The 16272-nt window shown below is 47.5% G+C and carries 15 protein-coding genes; 11 read left to right on the top strand and 4 right to left on the bottom strand.

What is annotated here, in order from left to right; all coding sequences use genetic code 11:
- The first annotated feature begins 284 nt into the window (after positions 1-284).
- On the top strand, positions 285-1217 hold the full coding sequence (locus tag ACY2RR_RS18800; RefSeq protein WP_490109716.1) for a DMT family transporter: 933 nt from the start codon (positions 285-287) through the stop codon (positions 1215-1217).
- 451 nt (positions 1218-1668) lie between these two features.
- Complete coding sequence (locus tag ACY2RR_RS18795; RefSeq protein WP_490109715.1) at positions 1669-1950, top strand: hypothetical protein; 282 nt, start codon at positions 1669-1671, stop codon at positions 1948-1950.
- A gap of 12 nt (positions 1951-1962) precedes the next feature.
- On the opposite strand, the gene ACY2RR_RS18790 is transcribed toward ACY2RR_RS18795, so the two are convergent.
- Positions 1963-2619: an NAD(P)H-binding protein gene (locus ACY2RR_RS18790; RefSeq protein WP_490109714.1), complete on the bottom strand. Its 657-nt coding sequence runs from the start codon at positions 2617-2619 to the stop codon at positions 1963-1965.
- A gap of 126 nt (positions 2620-2745) precedes the next feature.
- Here ACY2RR_RS18790 and dauA point away from each other — a divergent pair, with 126 nt between their 5' ends.
- Both dauA and ACY2RR_RS18780 read left to right on the top strand, forming a co-directional pair.
- Positions 2746-4464 carry a C4-dicarboxylic acid transporter DauA gene (gene dauA / locus ACY2RR_RS18785; protein WP_490109713.1) on the top strand — a complete coding sequence of 573 codons (1719 nt, stop codon included), beginning with the start codon at positions 2746-2748 and terminating at the stop codon, positions 4462-4464.
- 9 nt (positions 4465-4473) lie between these two features.
- Positions 4474-4659 carry a hypothetical protein gene (locus ACY2RR_RS18780; RefSeq protein ID WP_490109712.1) on the top strand — a complete coding sequence of 62 codons (186 nt, stop codon included), beginning with the start codon at positions 4474-4476 and terminating at the stop codon, positions 4657-4659.
- Positions 4660-4711: 52 nt separating this feature from the next.
- Here the strand turns inward: ACY2RR_RS18780 and ACY2RR_RS18775 are convergent, their stop codons facing one another.
- Complete coding sequence (locus tag ACY2RR_RS18775) at positions 4712-5638, bottom strand: M14 family metallopeptidase (RefSeq protein WP_490109711.1); 927 nt, start codon at positions 5636-5638, stop codon at positions 4712-4714.
- 176 nt (positions 5639-5814) lie between these two features.
- On the opposite strand from ACY2RR_RS18775, the gene ACY2RR_RS18770 reads away from it, so the two are divergent.
- Positions 5815-6819: a choline/ethanolamine kinase family protein gene (locus tag ACY2RR_RS18770; protein ID WP_490109710.1), complete on the top strand. Its 1005-nt coding sequence runs from the start codon at positions 5815-5817 to the stop codon at positions 6817-6819.
- Positions 6820-6840: 21 nt separating this feature from the next.
- Here ACY2RR_RS18770 and ACY2RR_RS18765 read toward each other — a convergent pair whose 3' ends face one another.
- Positions 6841-7380 carry a pilin gene (locus ACY2RR_RS18765; RefSeq protein ID WP_490109709.1) on the bottom strand — a complete coding sequence of 180 codons (540 nt, stop codon included), beginning with the start codon at positions 7378-7380 and terminating at the stop codon, positions 6841-6843.
- Between the two features lie 178 nt (positions 7381-7558).
- On the opposite strand from ACY2RR_RS18765, the gene ACY2RR_RS18760 reads away from it, so the two are divergent.
- Positions 7559-8962 (top strand): MATE family efflux transporter, encoded by a 1404-nt coding sequence (locus ACY2RR_RS18760; RefSeq protein WP_490109708.1) that lies wholly within the window; start codon positions 7559-7561, stop codon positions 8960-8962.
- 56 nt (positions 8963-9018) lie between these two features.
- Entirely contained in the window at positions 9019-11880 is a 2862-nt protein-coding gene (locus tag ACY2RR_RS18755; protein WP_490109707.1) for a hypothetical protein, read from the top strand.
- Between the two features lie 4 nt (positions 11881-11884).
- Here ACY2RR_RS18755 and ACY2RR_RS18750 read toward each other — a convergent pair whose 3' ends face one another.
- Positions 11885-12445 carry a TetR/AcrR family transcriptional regulator gene (locus tag ACY2RR_RS18750; protein WP_490109706.1) on the bottom strand — a complete coding sequence of 187 codons (561 nt, stop codon included), beginning with the start codon at positions 12443-12445 and terminating at the stop codon, positions 11885-11887.
- 160 nt (positions 12446-12605) lie between these two features.
- Here ACY2RR_RS18750 and ACY2RR_RS18745 point away from each other — a divergent pair, with 160 nt between their 5' ends.
- The 4 genes from ACY2RR_RS18745 to ACY2RR_RS18730 are packed head-to-tail and all read left to right on the top strand — an operon-like array spanning position 12606 to position 16242.
- A complete protein-coding gene (locus ACY2RR_RS18745) occupies positions 12606-14810 on the top strand; it encodes a molybdopterin-containing oxidoreductase family protein (RefSeq protein ID WP_490109705.1) in 2205 nt (734 codons plus the stop codon).
- Positions 14807-15004, top strand: coding sequence for a hypothetical protein (locus ACY2RR_RS18740; RefSeq protein WP_490109704.1), 198 nt, complete (start codon positions 14807-14809; stop codon positions 15002-15004). The genes ACY2RR_RS18745 and ACY2RR_RS18740 overlap by 4 nt, the downstream gene beginning before the upstream one ends.
- Positions 15005-15059: 55 nt before the next feature.
- Positions 15060-15455, top strand: a complete 396-nt coding sequence (locus tag ACY2RR_RS18735; protein ID WP_490109703.1) for a DUF4345 domain-containing protein — start codon at positions 15060-15062, stop codon at positions 15453-15455.
- A complete protein-coding gene (locus ACY2RR_RS18730) occupies positions 15448-16242 on the top strand; it encodes an SDR family NAD(P)-dependent oxidoreductase (RefSeq protein WP_490109702.1) in 795 nt (264 codons plus the stop codon). The genes ACY2RR_RS18735 and ACY2RR_RS18730 overlap by 8 nt, the downstream gene beginning before the upstream one ends.
- Positions 16243-16272: the final 30 nt, after the last annotated feature.

Below are 16272 nucleotides of genomic sequence, written 5' to 3'. Positions count from 1 at the left end.
ATAACTTTGCCCATCTTCATTGCGCCTTCCCTCTGGTGCTGATGAATAGAGTCTGACAGTCATGGAAGACAACCAGTTTCTTTGGTTTGAAATTTAAGGGAAAACAGTTTGCGTCAGTGACAAGAATGTTTGTTGTACCAACGGAGATTTAGCTCAAAGCATTTTCAAATACTTCGGCGTATCGCAATTGAGAATTAAAAAGCTTTGCTTTAACGTCGCCGCCTGGAGTTCTTCTGGAAACGCAAGAACATCGCAGTACTTTTAACAAAAACATGTGGCCTCTTTTGACTCACAAAAATATGTTCCCCACTGGAGTGCGCTACATCCTTCTTTCGGCTCTGGGTTTCGCCTTGATGACCAGCTGCGTGAAGGTAGTCAGCAATCATGGTATCCCTATTTTGGAAATCGTCGCGGCACGGGCACTGGTATCTCTGGTCATCAGTTACCTGTTTGTTATGAAGAGGAACACTCCACTTTTGGGATACAACAGACCTTTGCTTTTTGCCCGTGGTGTGGCAGGAACATTGGCATTGATCTGTGTGTACTACGCGGTATCAACTCTCCCTTTGGCCGAAGCTACAATTCTGCAATACCTGCACCCCATATTTACGGCTGTACTGGCACTGGTATTCCTTAAAGAACGAATACAGACATCAACGCTGGTGTGTATTCTCATGTGTATTGCAGGTTTGATTGTTATGGTGAGGCCGGGGTTTATATTCGGAACACCAAGCGACCTGCCAACATTGAGTGTTATGGCAGCACTGGCCGGAGCACTTGGCAGTGCGGTGGCTTATGTAATTGTCCGTCGTCTCAGCCAGAGTGAAGATAGCTCGGTTATTATTCTTTACTTTCCTTTGATTGCCCTGCCTGTATCCCTTCTTCTGCTGGGGGATAACTTTGTTGTACCTGATCTCTCTATGATCTTTATGCTGGTTATGGTTGGCATTTTTACCCAGATTGGCCAGGTCGGGTTGACCAAAGCCATGGAAACTGAAACAGCCAGTAAAGCGACTGCTTACTCCTACATACAAGTCATTTTTTCCCTTGTACTGGGTTGGATTCTATTCAGTGAAACACCTTCATTCTGGACACTGGCTGGCGGTGCACTGATTATGGCCGGGGCTCTTGTTAATGTTTATGGCAGTATGAAAGCTAAAAACAAAAAACTGTCAGCAAACAATGAAGAGAAGTCTGAGTCTCGTAAAGCAGCCTGATTGCTATGAATTTTAAACCTGTTGGAACAAGATTCGTTTCAGCAGGTTTATATCGGAAATAACACATCTTCATCAAGAAACTGCTTAGCTGTACTGACTAAGCCGTTAAAGCCCAACTGAACACTTCTATCTGCCCACTTGTCTTAACCTCTCAATGTGCAGATCAGACAATATTATGAAGACACCAGACTGGCTCCCCGCTCATGCAAAACTCTATAAAAACTGGGGCCGCCCTCAGCAAAGGCGTGAGCAACGAAAAAAGGCTATCTGGACCATAAGAAGAGAACATCGTCAGAATCAGTTCCTTAAGAAAAGGGCCGGCTGTAAGCCAGAACAAACGAAGTTAAAACACGCCGAAATTCACAAAATTCCACCTACCTCTCCAATGGTTTACCAGTCTGGTTTATCCAGCCAAATGGTTCAAACTGCAGTAGAAGGGAGCTGTGTTGAAATGGATGACACTATTTCCTACAAACTGACTGAATTGAACGACAATGAATTAAAAAGCCTGAGAAAATCTATAGAGTGGAGTGACAAGGTAAAAGAGAATCTGGACAAGGTTTCAGATGCTCTAATGAGCACAGATCATGGCTACACCCACATTTCTATGCCTCTTTACTTTCAAACACGTGATGAGCTTACTGTGCAGATTTACTTCAGCATGGACACAGAAGCCAACCGGTTTATGGCATTTATCGCCATAAGAACCTTACTGACAATGGCAATCGAATAACGCCATCAGCAATCATGTAGCTCTATGAAAGGCCAAACCTTCAACAACCTTTAAAGCCGCTGAGTTAGATTGGTTCACTTCTTCAACCATAACTCTGGCAACACTTTTCGTTGCAACAGGCTGATAGCGCTGCAACCCCGGCAACCAGCCAAATCCTTTTAACCCCCAATAACCTAACTGCTCACCTAACCGAAACTCATCTCGCTCACCATAAAGCAGGCTTGAGCGAAAAACCAACAGCGAAGGAAAGTCCAAAGCTTTCAAACCCTGCTCCATCTCGGTTTTGGTTTGCAGATACAGTCCGCGGCTATTCTTGCCTGCGCCAATAGAGCTGATAACACCAAACTTTTCCGCGCCACAACACTGACTCAAGCGCCCCAGTGCCAGAACATAGTCGAGATCGACCTTACGAAAAGCCTTGGCAGAACCAGCTCGCTTTCGGGTTGTTCCAAGGCAGCAATATACATGGTTGACCAATTCATCCAACACTACTGATTCAAGGGCATCAAAATCGACCACTCTTTCATCCAGTTTTGCGTGGGTAATTCCCGATGGTCTGCGTACCAGACTGATGACTTTCTGATAGTTAGCGTTTTCCAGTAAAAATTTCAGAACATGGCGGCCCACTGCGCCAGAACTTCCTGCGATTAAAGCTGTTTGACCAGTCATCTCTGCCCTCTGCAAAACTGCGGATACACACCCTTACACTTCCACAAGCTCGTATATCACTCAATATACGGCCACCGTATAATAAATCCTTAAGGCCGAAAAGTTTCAGGCCTCTCTCCAGACTTAATGACATCAATGATTTCTACTGCTCTTCGAGATACATTTCGACAGGGGTACGACCTGTCTTGTCTTCGTAAAGATATTCTGGCTGGCCTGACCGTCGGTATTGTCGCCCTTCCTCTATCAATGGGATTGGCTATTGCCAGTGGTGTTGCTCCGGAATACGGCCTTTATACAGCCATTGTCGCTGGTTTTCTGATAGCTCTTACCGGTGGTTCCCGAGTTAATATTTCCGGACCAACTGCTGCCTTTGTTGTTATTCTGCTGCCTATTACCGCCAAGTACGGCGCTGGCGGTTTGGCTGTAGCCACCTTAATGGCTGGTATTATTCTAATTATTATGGGATTGTGCCGACTTGGTCGTTTGGTTGAATATGTGCCTTACCCAGTCACTATTGGCTTCACGTCAGGCATTGCGGTTGTTATCGCTTCATTGCAGTTAAAGGATTTCTTCGGGTTATCACACATTGCCATACCCGAGCACTTCTTTCCCCGTGTATCTACAATTGCCACATCACTGCCCCAGCTTAGCCCGTGGGACACTCTAACAGCAGTCATCACTCTGGGTGTTTTCCTTGGCTGGAGACGTCTGAAAACTTCTGTACCACCACATCTTCCTGCACTGTTGATTGGCGCAAGTACAGCATGGCTGGTTCTTAATAATATTGATGGCGCAACCATTGCTACTATCGGCAGTAAATTCAGCTGGGAAGTGGATGGCATTTCCGGAACAGGTATTCCACCTGTTGCTCCACGCTTTATTCTGCCCTGGAATCTTCCCGATGCCAGCGGCCAGCCTATTGGCCTCAGCTTTGAATTGATTCGTGAACTGATGACCTCAGCCTTTGCCATTGCCATGCTGGGGGCTCTGGAATCTTTACTCTGCGCCGTTGTTGCAGACGGTATGACTCGCACCCGTCATCACTCCAATGGCGAACTGATCGGTCAGGGAATAGGCAACCTTGTGGCACCATTCTTTGGCGGCATTCCAGCCACAGCCGCTATTGCCCGAACGGCCACCAGCATTCGCAGTGGCGCTACATCTCCAATTGCTTCTATTGTTCACGCGCTGTTTGTACTGTTAGCTGTTTTACTGCTGGCACCTTTGCTGGCCCATATTCCTATGGCGTCTTTGGCTGCCTTGCTACTTATGGTGGCGTGGAATATGAGTGAAGCGCATCACTTTGTGCGCATTGTTAAGGTGGCACCAAGAGAAGATATTGCGGTTCTGCTGACCTGTTTTGGCCTCACCGTTATTTTCGATATGGTGATTGCTGTCACCGTCGGTATGCTGCTGGCAGGCCTGCTGCTGATTAAACGCATCAGTAATCTGTCCACAGTTAACCTGTATTCAGCAAAAGTACCTGACGAAACCATTAACCTACCTTCCAGCATTGCCATCTACGATATCAACGGCCCACTTTTCTTTGGCGCAGCCCAGAAAGCCTTGAACGAGCTGCAGAAAATGGATGACCATATTCGGGTTATGATTCTGGATATGACAGATGTAAACATGCTGGATATGACAGCACTGGTGGCCGTTGAAAATATTCTGATAGATATGCAGAAGCGCAATATAGGCCTGGTGCTGAATGGTGTTCAGCCTCGCCTGCTATTAAAAATGCGCAAAGCGGGGATTCGCAGACAGAAAAACAATATTGCCTTTGGCCGAAATATGCAGGAAAGTTCCAAGCATGCCCTGACTCTTCTGCTGAGTCGCCAATAGGATGACCGAATGGCCGATATTCTGCCGTTTAAAAAACCGTCTCTGAAAGATAAAGCCAGAGGCAAAACCATGTGCAAAAACAATCTGCATAAATGGGTGGTGGATAAAGAGAAGGTATTCGACGTAAAGCAGGGCAAGCTGGTCACAACCTACAAATGCTCCCGCTGTGGAAAAACCCGCACCAAAGCCCACTAAAAAATGCCCGCTTCAAAGCAGAAGCGGGCATCTATCAAACTAAAGGATACGTTTACTCACCCTTAGCTATCACATAACCCAACGCGCCTTTGATGGCCGCAACCTGAGCCTGATTGCACTCTTCCGGCGTTGCACGTGGGCTGTCTGGGTACACTTCTGTAGTAGTCACGTAAGGCGCGTCAGTCATACCACCACAAAGGAACAACTCTTTCTTTGGATAGTGAATCACGCCTTCCTGCATAACCTTACTGCCAATGATTTCGCCATTGTCATCCGCAGGAGCAATGTGGGTGACTTCTCTTACAGCGTCGATAATAGCTTTCTGGAATCCAGGCTGGTCGCGATCAGTATCATCTACCGTATAAAAACCATCGGGAATCAGTTCACTGGCAGGGTCAAAAGGTTTGCCGTCACGAGCCATGAGCGCTGGGCGGAATTCATCTTTATCGGAATCCGTAGTTTCGTGCAGATCAAGATGAACCAGCCACTCAACATTCTGGGAAGCCACAAAGTCCATCGCCGCTGCCGCTTCTTCCGATGGACTGTTGGGCATAAAGGAACGGTTAGGGTCTACGCACAACGGATTCCAGCGATTAATAATTTCATAACCCCAAGGGCTAACGCAGGGAAGCACCAGAAAATCAAACTGGTCTTTATAACTTTTGGCCTGAGTATCAAGGAATCTCAGAGCACCCTGCACACCACTGGTTTCGTAACCATGCACACCACCGGTGATCAGAACTTTGGGGCGGGATGCATCCCAGTTGTGGCTTTTCAGGGCGAACAGCGGGTAACGGTTCTCGTCATAGCTCAACGTACCATACTGAATGCGTTCAAAGCGATCTGAGAGAGCATTGATTTTCTCAAGCACCTCATCGGCATAGCTGCGTTTAATGGTGGTTTGTTCACGCCAGTTGATTTTTTCTGCATCAGTCCAAGGTTGGCCTGGAGTACCGATGGGGTAGAACGGCTGAGTCATATACCGGCTCACTTTACTGCAGTTTAAATTACAAGAAACAGTAGGTTACGCCTTAAAGGAAAGCCGGCGCAATGATCTGTGTAGCCTTCTTGACAGGAAAACTGGCGCTCTGGTTATGCACCAATTCCTCCATAAAACATCCAAATCCTGATCAATGATTATTGCGAGCAGGAATTATGGATATCCGGTCCAGGCCACTCTCACCAAATAGTTTGTTTCCAGCGCAAGATATCACCTCTCCCCACAAGCGACCCATAAGCCTTTCAGACTGGCAACTGAATCAGATCACCAAAGCGCTCGGCATCTCAGAAAAAGATATTCAATGGCAGGAAGAACTTCATGGAGGGCTGACCAATTACAACTATAAACTGACCATAAATGATCCAAGATATTCTGCTCACAGTTATGTGCTTCGCATTCCCGGCGAAGGAGCAAATGAGATGATTGACAGGGAGGCAGAACAAAGACACCTCAAGATAATTAAAAATGAAGAATTGGATACAGACACACTGTATTTCGATGTGAAATCCGGAATTAAAATTTCCAGGTTTGTTTCAGGGTACACACTGAAAGCTGATGGCATTTTCCCCAACAGGAAAACGATTACCGCTGTTTTATCACGACTACACAAACAGCCACCGGAGTCGGCATCGTCCTTTAATTATCACGCCAAACTCGAGATGTATGAAAAGCTGGCCGACAGCACTTCCACCGAGAGCCCCAAGGACTATGAAACAACAAAAAAACTTGTTCTGAGGCGTATTCAAAAACTGCCCTGTACGCCTTATCGCTTCTGCCACAACGATACCTTGCCAGACAATTTTATTATGGCAACAGACAGGCTTTACCTTATCGACTGGGAATACTCCGGATGCAATGATCCTCTTTTTGATCTTGCGGCCTGCACCTTGGAAGCCAGCCTTAGACCCGTGCAAACCAAAATATTTCTATCTGAGTATCTGGGGCGCCCGATTTCAGCTCAGGAATCAGAAGCTCTGGAAACCTGGCAACTGGCTCAGGACCTGCTCTGGTCAGTCTGGGCCAGATACAAAACCGGGGCGGGGTGTGAAGATATGAGAGATTATGGAAAAGAGCGCTATGAACGACTCTGTCAGCGGTTATATAAGCTGCCAATAAAAAAGGCTCACACCAAAGATGCAAGCCCTTCTCAATCCGCTTAAACCCAGAAGTTAATACAAGCCTCAGAAGTTCCAGTCATGCAGCGAGTTCCTGCAGGACGATGGAACCTTGCCTTCATCGTAGGGATTGGTTCCTGAAGCACCCGCAGCACAGCGGAAGCGAATCTCACCATCATCCACCAGCATTTGCAGGCCAAGATAGAAGTTATCACCTGTGGAGACTTCCATATTTGTCCCACTATCGGATTTCAGCTCAATATACATACCATTGGCCGGGCAATTCTGAGGAGCACAAACAGGATTTGGGCGTAAACCAACACCATCCCACCATTCCGAGGTAAAGCCAAACACAGCCTGAAAGCTTTCATCACGATCCAGGCCATCGTAACCAAGCTGAGCAAAGGTGGTTGGGTAGGCGTTATTTGACGAGTAATACTCAGTGACGCTTGTTTTAAACCCGGTGAGAAGGCTTAAACCTTCAGCCACTCTCGCCCGTACGGTGTAATCCTGATAGGCAGGAATGGCCACGGCGGCCAAAATGCCAATAATTGCCACCACAATCATTAGTTCAATTAATGTAAAGCCCTTTTGTAGCCTTTCCATGGCTCAGCACCCACCTTAATTTTTCCGTTATCCGTTTCAATCTAGACCCTTTCTTCCCTTATTGCGCAAAGAGTACAGGGGATGTCCATAGGACTAAGCCCTCATATCTCTGTATTGGCGAACCCCATAAAATGACTTCAGCCCGGTATCGTGCCGAGGCAGTTCTGGAACTCGCTCTGTGACTAAAAAGATATCTTCACCCTCAGCAATAGATCTGGGCAAAGACCCAGTGCGCAAATGTTTTACACATTACCTTCTGCCAGCCATGACCGGCATGGTTATCAAATCCCTCTATGTTGTGGCTGACGTAATGTTTATTGGCCACGCCATGGGAGAAAGTGGCCTGGCCGCCATTAATATTGTTATTCCTTATTTTGCCTTTATATTTGCCACGGCCATGATGGTGGGCGTGGGCGGCGCGGCACTGATGGGCATTCGTTTTGGTGAAGGTAAAGTCGCTGAAGGACAGGTGATTTTTCGCCAGGCAATTACCCTGATTACAGGAGCCATGCTGGTCATCACCTCAGCGACCCTGTACTGGCAAAGCGATATCGTTCGAATTTTTGGAGCCCAGGGAGAACTGATCCCTTTAAGCCAGGAATATGTTTCAACCCTGACCCTGTTCTCAACTCCTTATGCCGTGGGCTGGGTGCTGTCCAACTTTATCCGTAACGACGGCAACCCAAAACTGGTGATGAGAGCCATGGTGGCCAGCGCCCTGACCAATATCGTGCTGGACTGGTTGTTTATGATTGTTTTTGGCTGGGGCATGTTTGGCGGAGCTTTGGCGACCGGTATTGCCCAGCTGAGCATGACTGTTGTTATGTTTTGGCACTTCCGCTCACCAGCTTGCCGACTGATATTGAAATTTATCCGCCCTGACTTCACCCAGATAAAGGCCATTCTTGTGAATGGCATGCCGACCATGATTATGGAATCCTCCGTGGGCATTCTTATCCTGATTTCCAACTGGGTACTGCTGAAGCTTGGCGGCAATCTGTATCTGTCTGTCTACGGTATCGCCCTGAACTGTATGTGGCTGGTTGTTCTGCTCACCTATGGCGTGTGTCAGGCTATTCAGCCTTTGATCAGCTTTAACCATGGTGCTGGCCAACATCAGCGGATTCTGGAATCCCTGAACGTGGGTATTTCTCTGGTTATGGTGCTGTGTGTTACTACCGGTGGCCTTGGTATGTTGTTCCCGGGAGAGATCGTTTCTGCTTTTGTCGCCACGCCATCACCGGAAATGATCCATCTGGGTAAATTTGTGATGACAATCTATGCACTCTCGGTCATCCCCATGGCTCTAAACATCATCGTTATGACAGTTTACCAAGCTATCGCCCTTTCCAAGGTTTCCAGTGCAATGTCTCTGGCTCGAGGGCTGATATTGCCAGCAGCTGGATTATTTATTTTACCGCAATTGCTGGAAGCCAGAGCTGTTTGGGGCAATGTATTAGTGGCGGAGGTTATCACGGTTATTTACAGCCTCTACCTACTGGTTAATTACCGGAAGAAGCTTCAGCAGAAAATTGAAAATATACCCACAGATCATGGTGGCCCAACTCTAAGAGCAGCCTGAAGCGACTGCACATATACTTTCTGTATCAGCCTACACGGATCGCTGACCAGAAAGGCATGGAAGCTCGCAAACAGGTTAAATTTCGAAAAATGTTCCCTGACAGCTGGCAGAAGCTCAAGCGTCAGGGAGCAGAGCTCTATTGCCTGCCCTCTTCCCGTGAAGGATTCCATGTCACCATCGGCTGGCGCCGCAATCACTTTGTAAAAGCCCTGTTTGACCGCTTTCGTTCCCATCGCCATACCAATGATCAGGTAGCAGGCAAACTCTACCAGGCTTACGTTCACCAGTTCGAACGCCAGAAGCATTCTGAAGAACCTCATCACTCTCCTCTGAAGAACCGCCATATCGACTGGATGCCCGGCGAGAAGCACCATGATCTGTCAGACTGTGAATTGGATGTACGGGAAAACCTTCATGTTGCTCTCTCTATGCAACTGGCTGGCATGGTCAAAATTCAGGAGAAAGATGGTGTCGCAAAACAGGTGGCTACCAATCACCCAGTCACAGCTGAGATGATTGAACGGATCGATCATTGTGTGAACAGTGACCCGATAAGACTGGCTTATGAATATCTGGCAGTCAGCCGCCAGCGCGCCCTACCCCAGCGCTTCATCCAGATTCTGCTTATCCCATATCTGTGCGAGCAACTGATGGCTGTAACAGGGCTAAGCATGGAGGAAGCGGAACAGATCATTCAAAACCTGCTCGCCCAGCAAAACATCCAAAAGCCTTCTGATCTTGATCTGGCCAACCTGATGGAGATCAAAAACACTATTCGCCGACTAGGCAACGAACATAAACGTGTTGCTTCCGCCATATTAGGCCAGCGCTACCTGAAGCGAGCAATGGCCTCCAAAAGCGTTCCTGCAGCAACGCCATTGGATCAGCGTTCAGGTTCAGTTGTTCAGCAAGAACAATTACTGGCCGATGCGGGTGCCACTATTGATTCCGCCCACCAGCACTTTGTTGATCAACTACGCAGTGCTGGATTCAAGAATGAAGAGGCCCAGCAGAAGATTGACCAGCTTTTCCACTCACAAAACATTCAGGGGGAGCAGGACTTTTCCCTGACCCGTTTTCTTCTGTTAGCCGATGCTGTTTCGGGAATCGCCCTATCTACCACAAAAGGAAAAAAGAACCAGTCGTTGCGCAGTCAGGCATCTGAAGCTTCCGTCATTACTTATATTGCCCAACTGAAACATCACAACAAACATCGCTCAGGACGTATGCCAGCACGGGCTTTAGGACCGTCAGCCAGAGCCGGGAAGCACGTTACAACATCCCAGCCTTATTCTCTTGTCAGAGATGATCAGGGGCGCTGGCAAGTGAAGGGGCAGCCTCAGTTGGATGAGCCAGAGTCCCAGCCAGATATTATCTGCGATCAGGACGACGAATGGCTGATAAAACAGCAGGTTGATAACGGACACTTGGTTCGGTTTTTCAAAGACTTTGCCCTGCGTCTGGTTCGCTGGGGACAGCGCAACAAAAGAGTTATCGGGGTACAGGCCGGTATGTTTGCATTACTGGCTGTTGTCTATGGCGCACAAACCGGTGGCATTTCCGTGGTGATTATGGCGGCAACTTATGTTCTCTCCAGCGCCGCCTGGTTTGCTATCGGCGCGGTTTCCGATCGTTTTTTCAGGCTGAAAAAAACTGTCCAGCTTGACCGGGCAAAGGAGAAACGGGTAAAGCGAAGCACTGAGGAAGGTTCGGGTGATGAGGTTGAAGATTATCTCGATAGTTACAGCTGGCTGACCCGCCACTCAGGCCTGACAAATATTCTTAACAGCTTTAAGAATCTCCAGCGGGATGTAAACAGTCTTAAGAAAGAGCCACCTACATCGGCTGCGGAGTTAGCAAAATATCGCCGTACCCAGGTTCTGGCCCAACTTCGGTCACGACAGCTGGGGGAAGCATTTGGCAGTTTGGATGAGCTGTTAGTGGAAGCAGTGCAGGAAGTCAGCAGTCTGGATCAACACTTTAGCGATAACTTTGAACAGCTCTGGCAGCCTTTTGAAGGTATGGATAAACGCACTCGTATGCTTGTCTTCAATGAAGCGGCCAACAGCAAAGAACTGAGAAAACACTGGTTTCTGCCAAAACAGGATTACACTGCCTGGGCTCGGGAAGTTCTAACGCACAAGAATGGCGATATGGATCGTATTGCCATGTTCCTGGATGAAAAATTACAGCTGGACAAACCTCTGGATGCTCAGGAACTGGATATTGATAACATCAGTAATGACCTGAACAAACATCTTGAGCGAGGTATAAAGCTGGCTGAAAGAGGAGTCAGTACCGGCTGGGATTACACCAAAGCCACTTTGCGCAGCACTCTGTGGCGCCATATTGAAACCACCATCACTAAAGTCACCACTGGTGCAAGCCCGACTCTTGCCGGGTTACTGCCTATTCCTACCGCAGCCGGTTTACTGTTCTGGGTCTACAGCTTTACCGCTACAACGTTAACGGAAGCAACAAACAAGTTTATGAATCGCCGTGAGGTGAAGAGTTACAAACACACGCACCGGCAGGAAAGATTTGATAGTGGTTTTATGAGTGACGATGATTCCCTTGAACATCAGCTACACGCCGAACAAATGCGCGAAGATTACAACAATGCCTTATTAGCTCTAAGACGCGAAACCAAGGAAAGCACCAAAGAGTTTGTGAAAACCATTCAGGCGTTACGCAAAGAGAAAAAGAAAATCGATCAGGAGTTATCTGAACATCTGGATGACAAAGAGCCAACCGATGAGCAGCTTGTTCGCCGAGCCCAGTTAATTCTTCGTCACAAGATGTTAGAGAAAAAAGTTTATGACTTAATGCACGGCGCTATTGGCCACATGCACAATGAAACCGTGAAAGCCGCGTCCTGGTTGCAGGACAGCGCAGGTATTTATCAGCAAGCCGGGTAGTAAATTATTCCAGCAATTCTTCTGCCTGTGTAAGACAGGATTGCAACACCTCGTCTGACATCTTTTTATCTTCTACCGCCCTGGAAATCTGCATTCCGCCCGCCAGCATAGATAATAGCACCATGGACTTTTCCCGACTGCCAGTTCTGCGGGTACAGCGCTCAAGGATGGTCGCCATATGTTCTTCAAACTGGGTGCGAACCTTGCCACCAGCTCTGGCCACATCACCAACAAGGCTGGTGAGCGGGCAACTCATACCAATGTTATCCCGATGATTTTTGCTCAGGTAAAAACCGACAAAAGCACGTAACCATTCTTTGGGAGGCAGGCTTTCAATGCGGTCGTAAAAGTTTTTAATACCAAACAGAAAAGCCTCATCAACGGCCTCTGCCTGCATATCTTCTTTCGACTTAAAGTGTGCGTAAAACCCACCCACAGTCATGCTTTCAGCCTGCATCACTGATTTTACGGAAACCTGTTCCAGTCCTTTTTCTCGGACCTGGGTAGCAGCCGCTTCGCGCAAAGCCTTATGAACACTGGATTTATGGTCGGGACTGTATTTCATAGAGCACTATTATTCAGTCGTCGCTTAACGGAGTCTATCTTTTCGTTGCGCTTTTAATATTTCAATCATAATATTACGACCATAATTTAAACAATACGAACAATAACAACAAAGAAAACAGTGCAGGACGCACAAGTTCTTTAAAGTAGAGGACGTAGTTATGGGGTCAGCGAAAGCACAACAGGAAGTAAGATACGTTAACTGTGCAACCTGTGATATTGCCTGCCAGCTCAAAGCCACTCGCAAAGACGGCGAGTATCGTTTTGTACTGGAAGGTGACGAAAACAACCCTATGGCCCCCGGAGCTGCCTGCGCCAAAGGAAAGCTAGCTTATGAAATCTTCGACCATCCCAACCGTATTCTTCATCCGTTAAAGCGCGTTGGTGAACGGGGGGCTGGCCAGTGGGAGCAAATTCCCTGGGAACAGGCTCTGGATGAAATTGCTACACAACTTCAGTCCCTTGTGGAAAAGCATGGTCCGGAAACTCTGGCCGTTTCCTCCGGCCCCTGGAATGTGTCTACAGAATCCGGCATGACACGCCGGTTTATGAATATGCTGGGCACCCCCAACTACATAGGCCCGATTGCCTTATGTATGGGAAACACGGCTGCTATAAATCGTATGACTTACGGCTGGTTTCCTTTTCCTGATTTTGAAAATACAGACTGTGTTGTTCTGTTTGGTCACAACCCCCATAAAAACTCCTGGGTGATGGAATATCTGCGGCTTAGACTTGCCGAACAGCGTGGAGCCAAACTGATTGTTCTTGATCCCCGTTTCAGCCAAAGCGCCGAACGTGCCAACCTTTTCCTGCAGTTAAAGCCGGGGACAGATGCGGCTATGTGTCTTGGCTGGGTCAATGTAATTATTGAAGAAGAGCTATACGACAAAGAATTTGTAGAAAAGTGGACAGTCGGCTTTGAACAGCTCAAAAAGCATGTATTTACCAACTATCCACTGAGCAAAGTTGTTCAAATCACGGGGGTTCCCGAACAGAAGATCCGGGAAGCGGCCCGCATGTATGCCACCGCCAAAAGTGCCATTATTCCCTGGACCGCAATTACCGATCAGCAAATCTCCAGTACTTCCGCTATTCGCCTGCAATCCATTCTCAGGGCCATAACAGGCAATGTGGATGTTCCCGGTGGCGAAATGCTTATGGGATTAAATGAAGAGATGATTTCAGAATCAGAACTGGAAGCCCATGAACGACTTTCTCCAGAACAAAAGAAGAAACAGTTAGGCTATGACACTTACCCGGCTTTTACCTATAAAGCCGCCGATATGCTTAAGGAACAGTCTGAAAGAGTCTGGGGCATTGCCTACCCCAATATTATTAAGGGTACCTGCATGGCAAACCCTTCGGCATTATTTCGAGCCATGGCTGATGGCACCCCTTATCCGGTTAAAGCTTTTATCACCATTGCCAATAACACCCTGCTCTCTTATGCCAATCAACCTCTGATTTACAAAGCCATGATGAACCAGGAACTGGTGGTGGCGGTTGAACAATTCCAGAGCCCAACCGCCAGTCTGGCGGATTATATTTTGCCAGGAGACAGCTGGCTGGAGCGCCCGAACATACACGACAGTTTCGAATGGAGTTCTATCATTCAGGTTTCAGAGAAACTCCACGAACCAGCCGAAGAGTGCCGGAATATTTATGATTTCTGGAAAGGCTTGGCTGACCGTATGGGTATGGGGCAAAGCTTCCCTTGGAATAATCTGGAAGAACTGTATAGCTATCGAGTCAGCCCATCTGGCATGGACTGGGAAGAATTCAAAAACCGTTACCGTTTCCATATCGGTCAATACAGATACCGAAAGTATGAACAAACCGGCTTTGCTACTCCCAGTGGCAAGGTAGAACTCTATTCATCGGTTCTGGAAAACCTTGGCTTTGATCCCCTGCCCTACTACCGGGAAGCGCCCCAGCCAAACAGTGAATACCCACTACAGTTATTTGTTGGTGTGCGTGAGCCACAATTCTTTCAATCCGGCCAACGCCATGTAAGACAACTGCGCAAAGCTAAACCAGAGCCGTTGATGTTTATTTCTCCGCTCACAGCAAACCAGTTTCAATTGCAGGAAGGAGACTCGTCATGGATCGAAACTGAAAACAGCCGCATTCATATGACCGTAAAAGTCCGTGACGATATGCCAGATAACCTTGTTCGCATTCCCCACGGCTGGTGGAAGCCGGAGCAAGATGATCTGGCCATGTGGGATCATTCCGACGCTATTCTGATTCAGGACTCAGATGAACATCTGGACAGGGAACAGGGCATTCCTCACCTGAAGGGTGTGCGCTGTAAAATCTATAAAAAAGATAAACATGATCATGCCATCAGGAGAGCCGTATGAATACATTCTCTCGCTGGTTAAACGAGCGTAACGCTCTATTTCAGCTGGCCATTCTTCGTTACGTTATGACACGTCATACAGGTGTTTTTCATAAAGGAGTCAAAGCTCTTTTAATAAAAATAAATATGATAAAGGCATCAGCCAAAACGCCATTACAACAAATAGAGAAGGAAACGACACGGGACGACCAATAATCGAAAAGTAATCTTCATTAGCAATATAAATAACAACAACGGATTAATAAAAACAATGCTCAAATTATTACTGTCCAAACAAGCCTATTTAATATCAACGGCCCTTGGCCTTGCACTTATCAGTACAACCTACGGCATCTTTCAGCCCCTGTTTTTAACGGAATACTTTGGTGTGGTTTTGGGCGATGTTAATGGCTCCCACCTGTTCCGGGCGGTAATGGGGGTTTACTGCTCACTAGCAACATTCTGGTTGATTTCAGCATTTCGCCCCGACTGGCAAACACCTGCGGTTGTTAATGTTGTGATCTTCATGACAGGTATAGCAACTGCACGATTAGTCAGCGTGGCCATTGATGGCGTGCCCCACACACTGTTACTCGCCTACACCGGAATCGAGCTGTTTGCAGCGGCTCAGGGAGTTATGGTTTTAATGAGGAAATCCGATGTCTGATAAAAACTTTTCCAAAAAGTATGGTGAGTGGGCACTGATTACTGGTGCCAGCGCCGGTATTGGTAAAACCTTTGCTACTGAGCTGGCTCGCAAAGGTTTAAACCTTGTACTGGTTGCCAGGCGGGCAAACCTGCTGCAGGATCTGGCTTCTGAGCTTGCAGATAAATACGCCATCCAAACACGCACTATTGCCGCAGATATGTCTGACCAAGGTGATATTGAGCGAGTTATCAGTGATTGTGGAGATCTTGATATCGGCCTGTTGGTTCCTAATGCCGGCATTGAAATTCATGAGCACTTTGATAAGCAGAGCTGGAATCAGGTAGACGCTCTGATGAAAATCAATGTTGCCGCACCTACCCAGTTGGCTCACTACTTTGCAGGAAAGATGCGAAATAAAGGCCGGGGAGGCATTTTGTTTGTTTCCAGTGTAATGGCCTTTATGCCTTCCTCCTACTTTGCCCAGTATTCCGCCAGCAAAGCTTATATCCAGCTGCTTGCAGAAGGTATGCATAAGGAACTGAAACCAGCAGGAGTTGATGTATTGGTTCTGGCCCCTGGGCTCACTGATACCGATATGGGTACCAAGGTGACGGAGAATCAGGGTAAAGCGATAAAACAGAGCATGATGTCTGCGGAAGATGTTGTGCAGGAAGCCTTGAAAGGGCTGGGACGACAACCTTCTGTTATCCCCGGGCTGATGAACCGTATGACTACGTTTATGGTCAGCCGGTTAATGCCCAGAACTCTCGGGCCAGCAATTACTGAAAAACTGTATAAGTCCTGAGAAACGAATAGCGGTTATGGCAAATAATCA

It is taken from the genome of Parendozoicomonas sp. 2304DJ65-17, from assembly GCF_058148445.1.
This window is presented reverse-complemented; position numbering and strand designations above follow the sequence as displayed.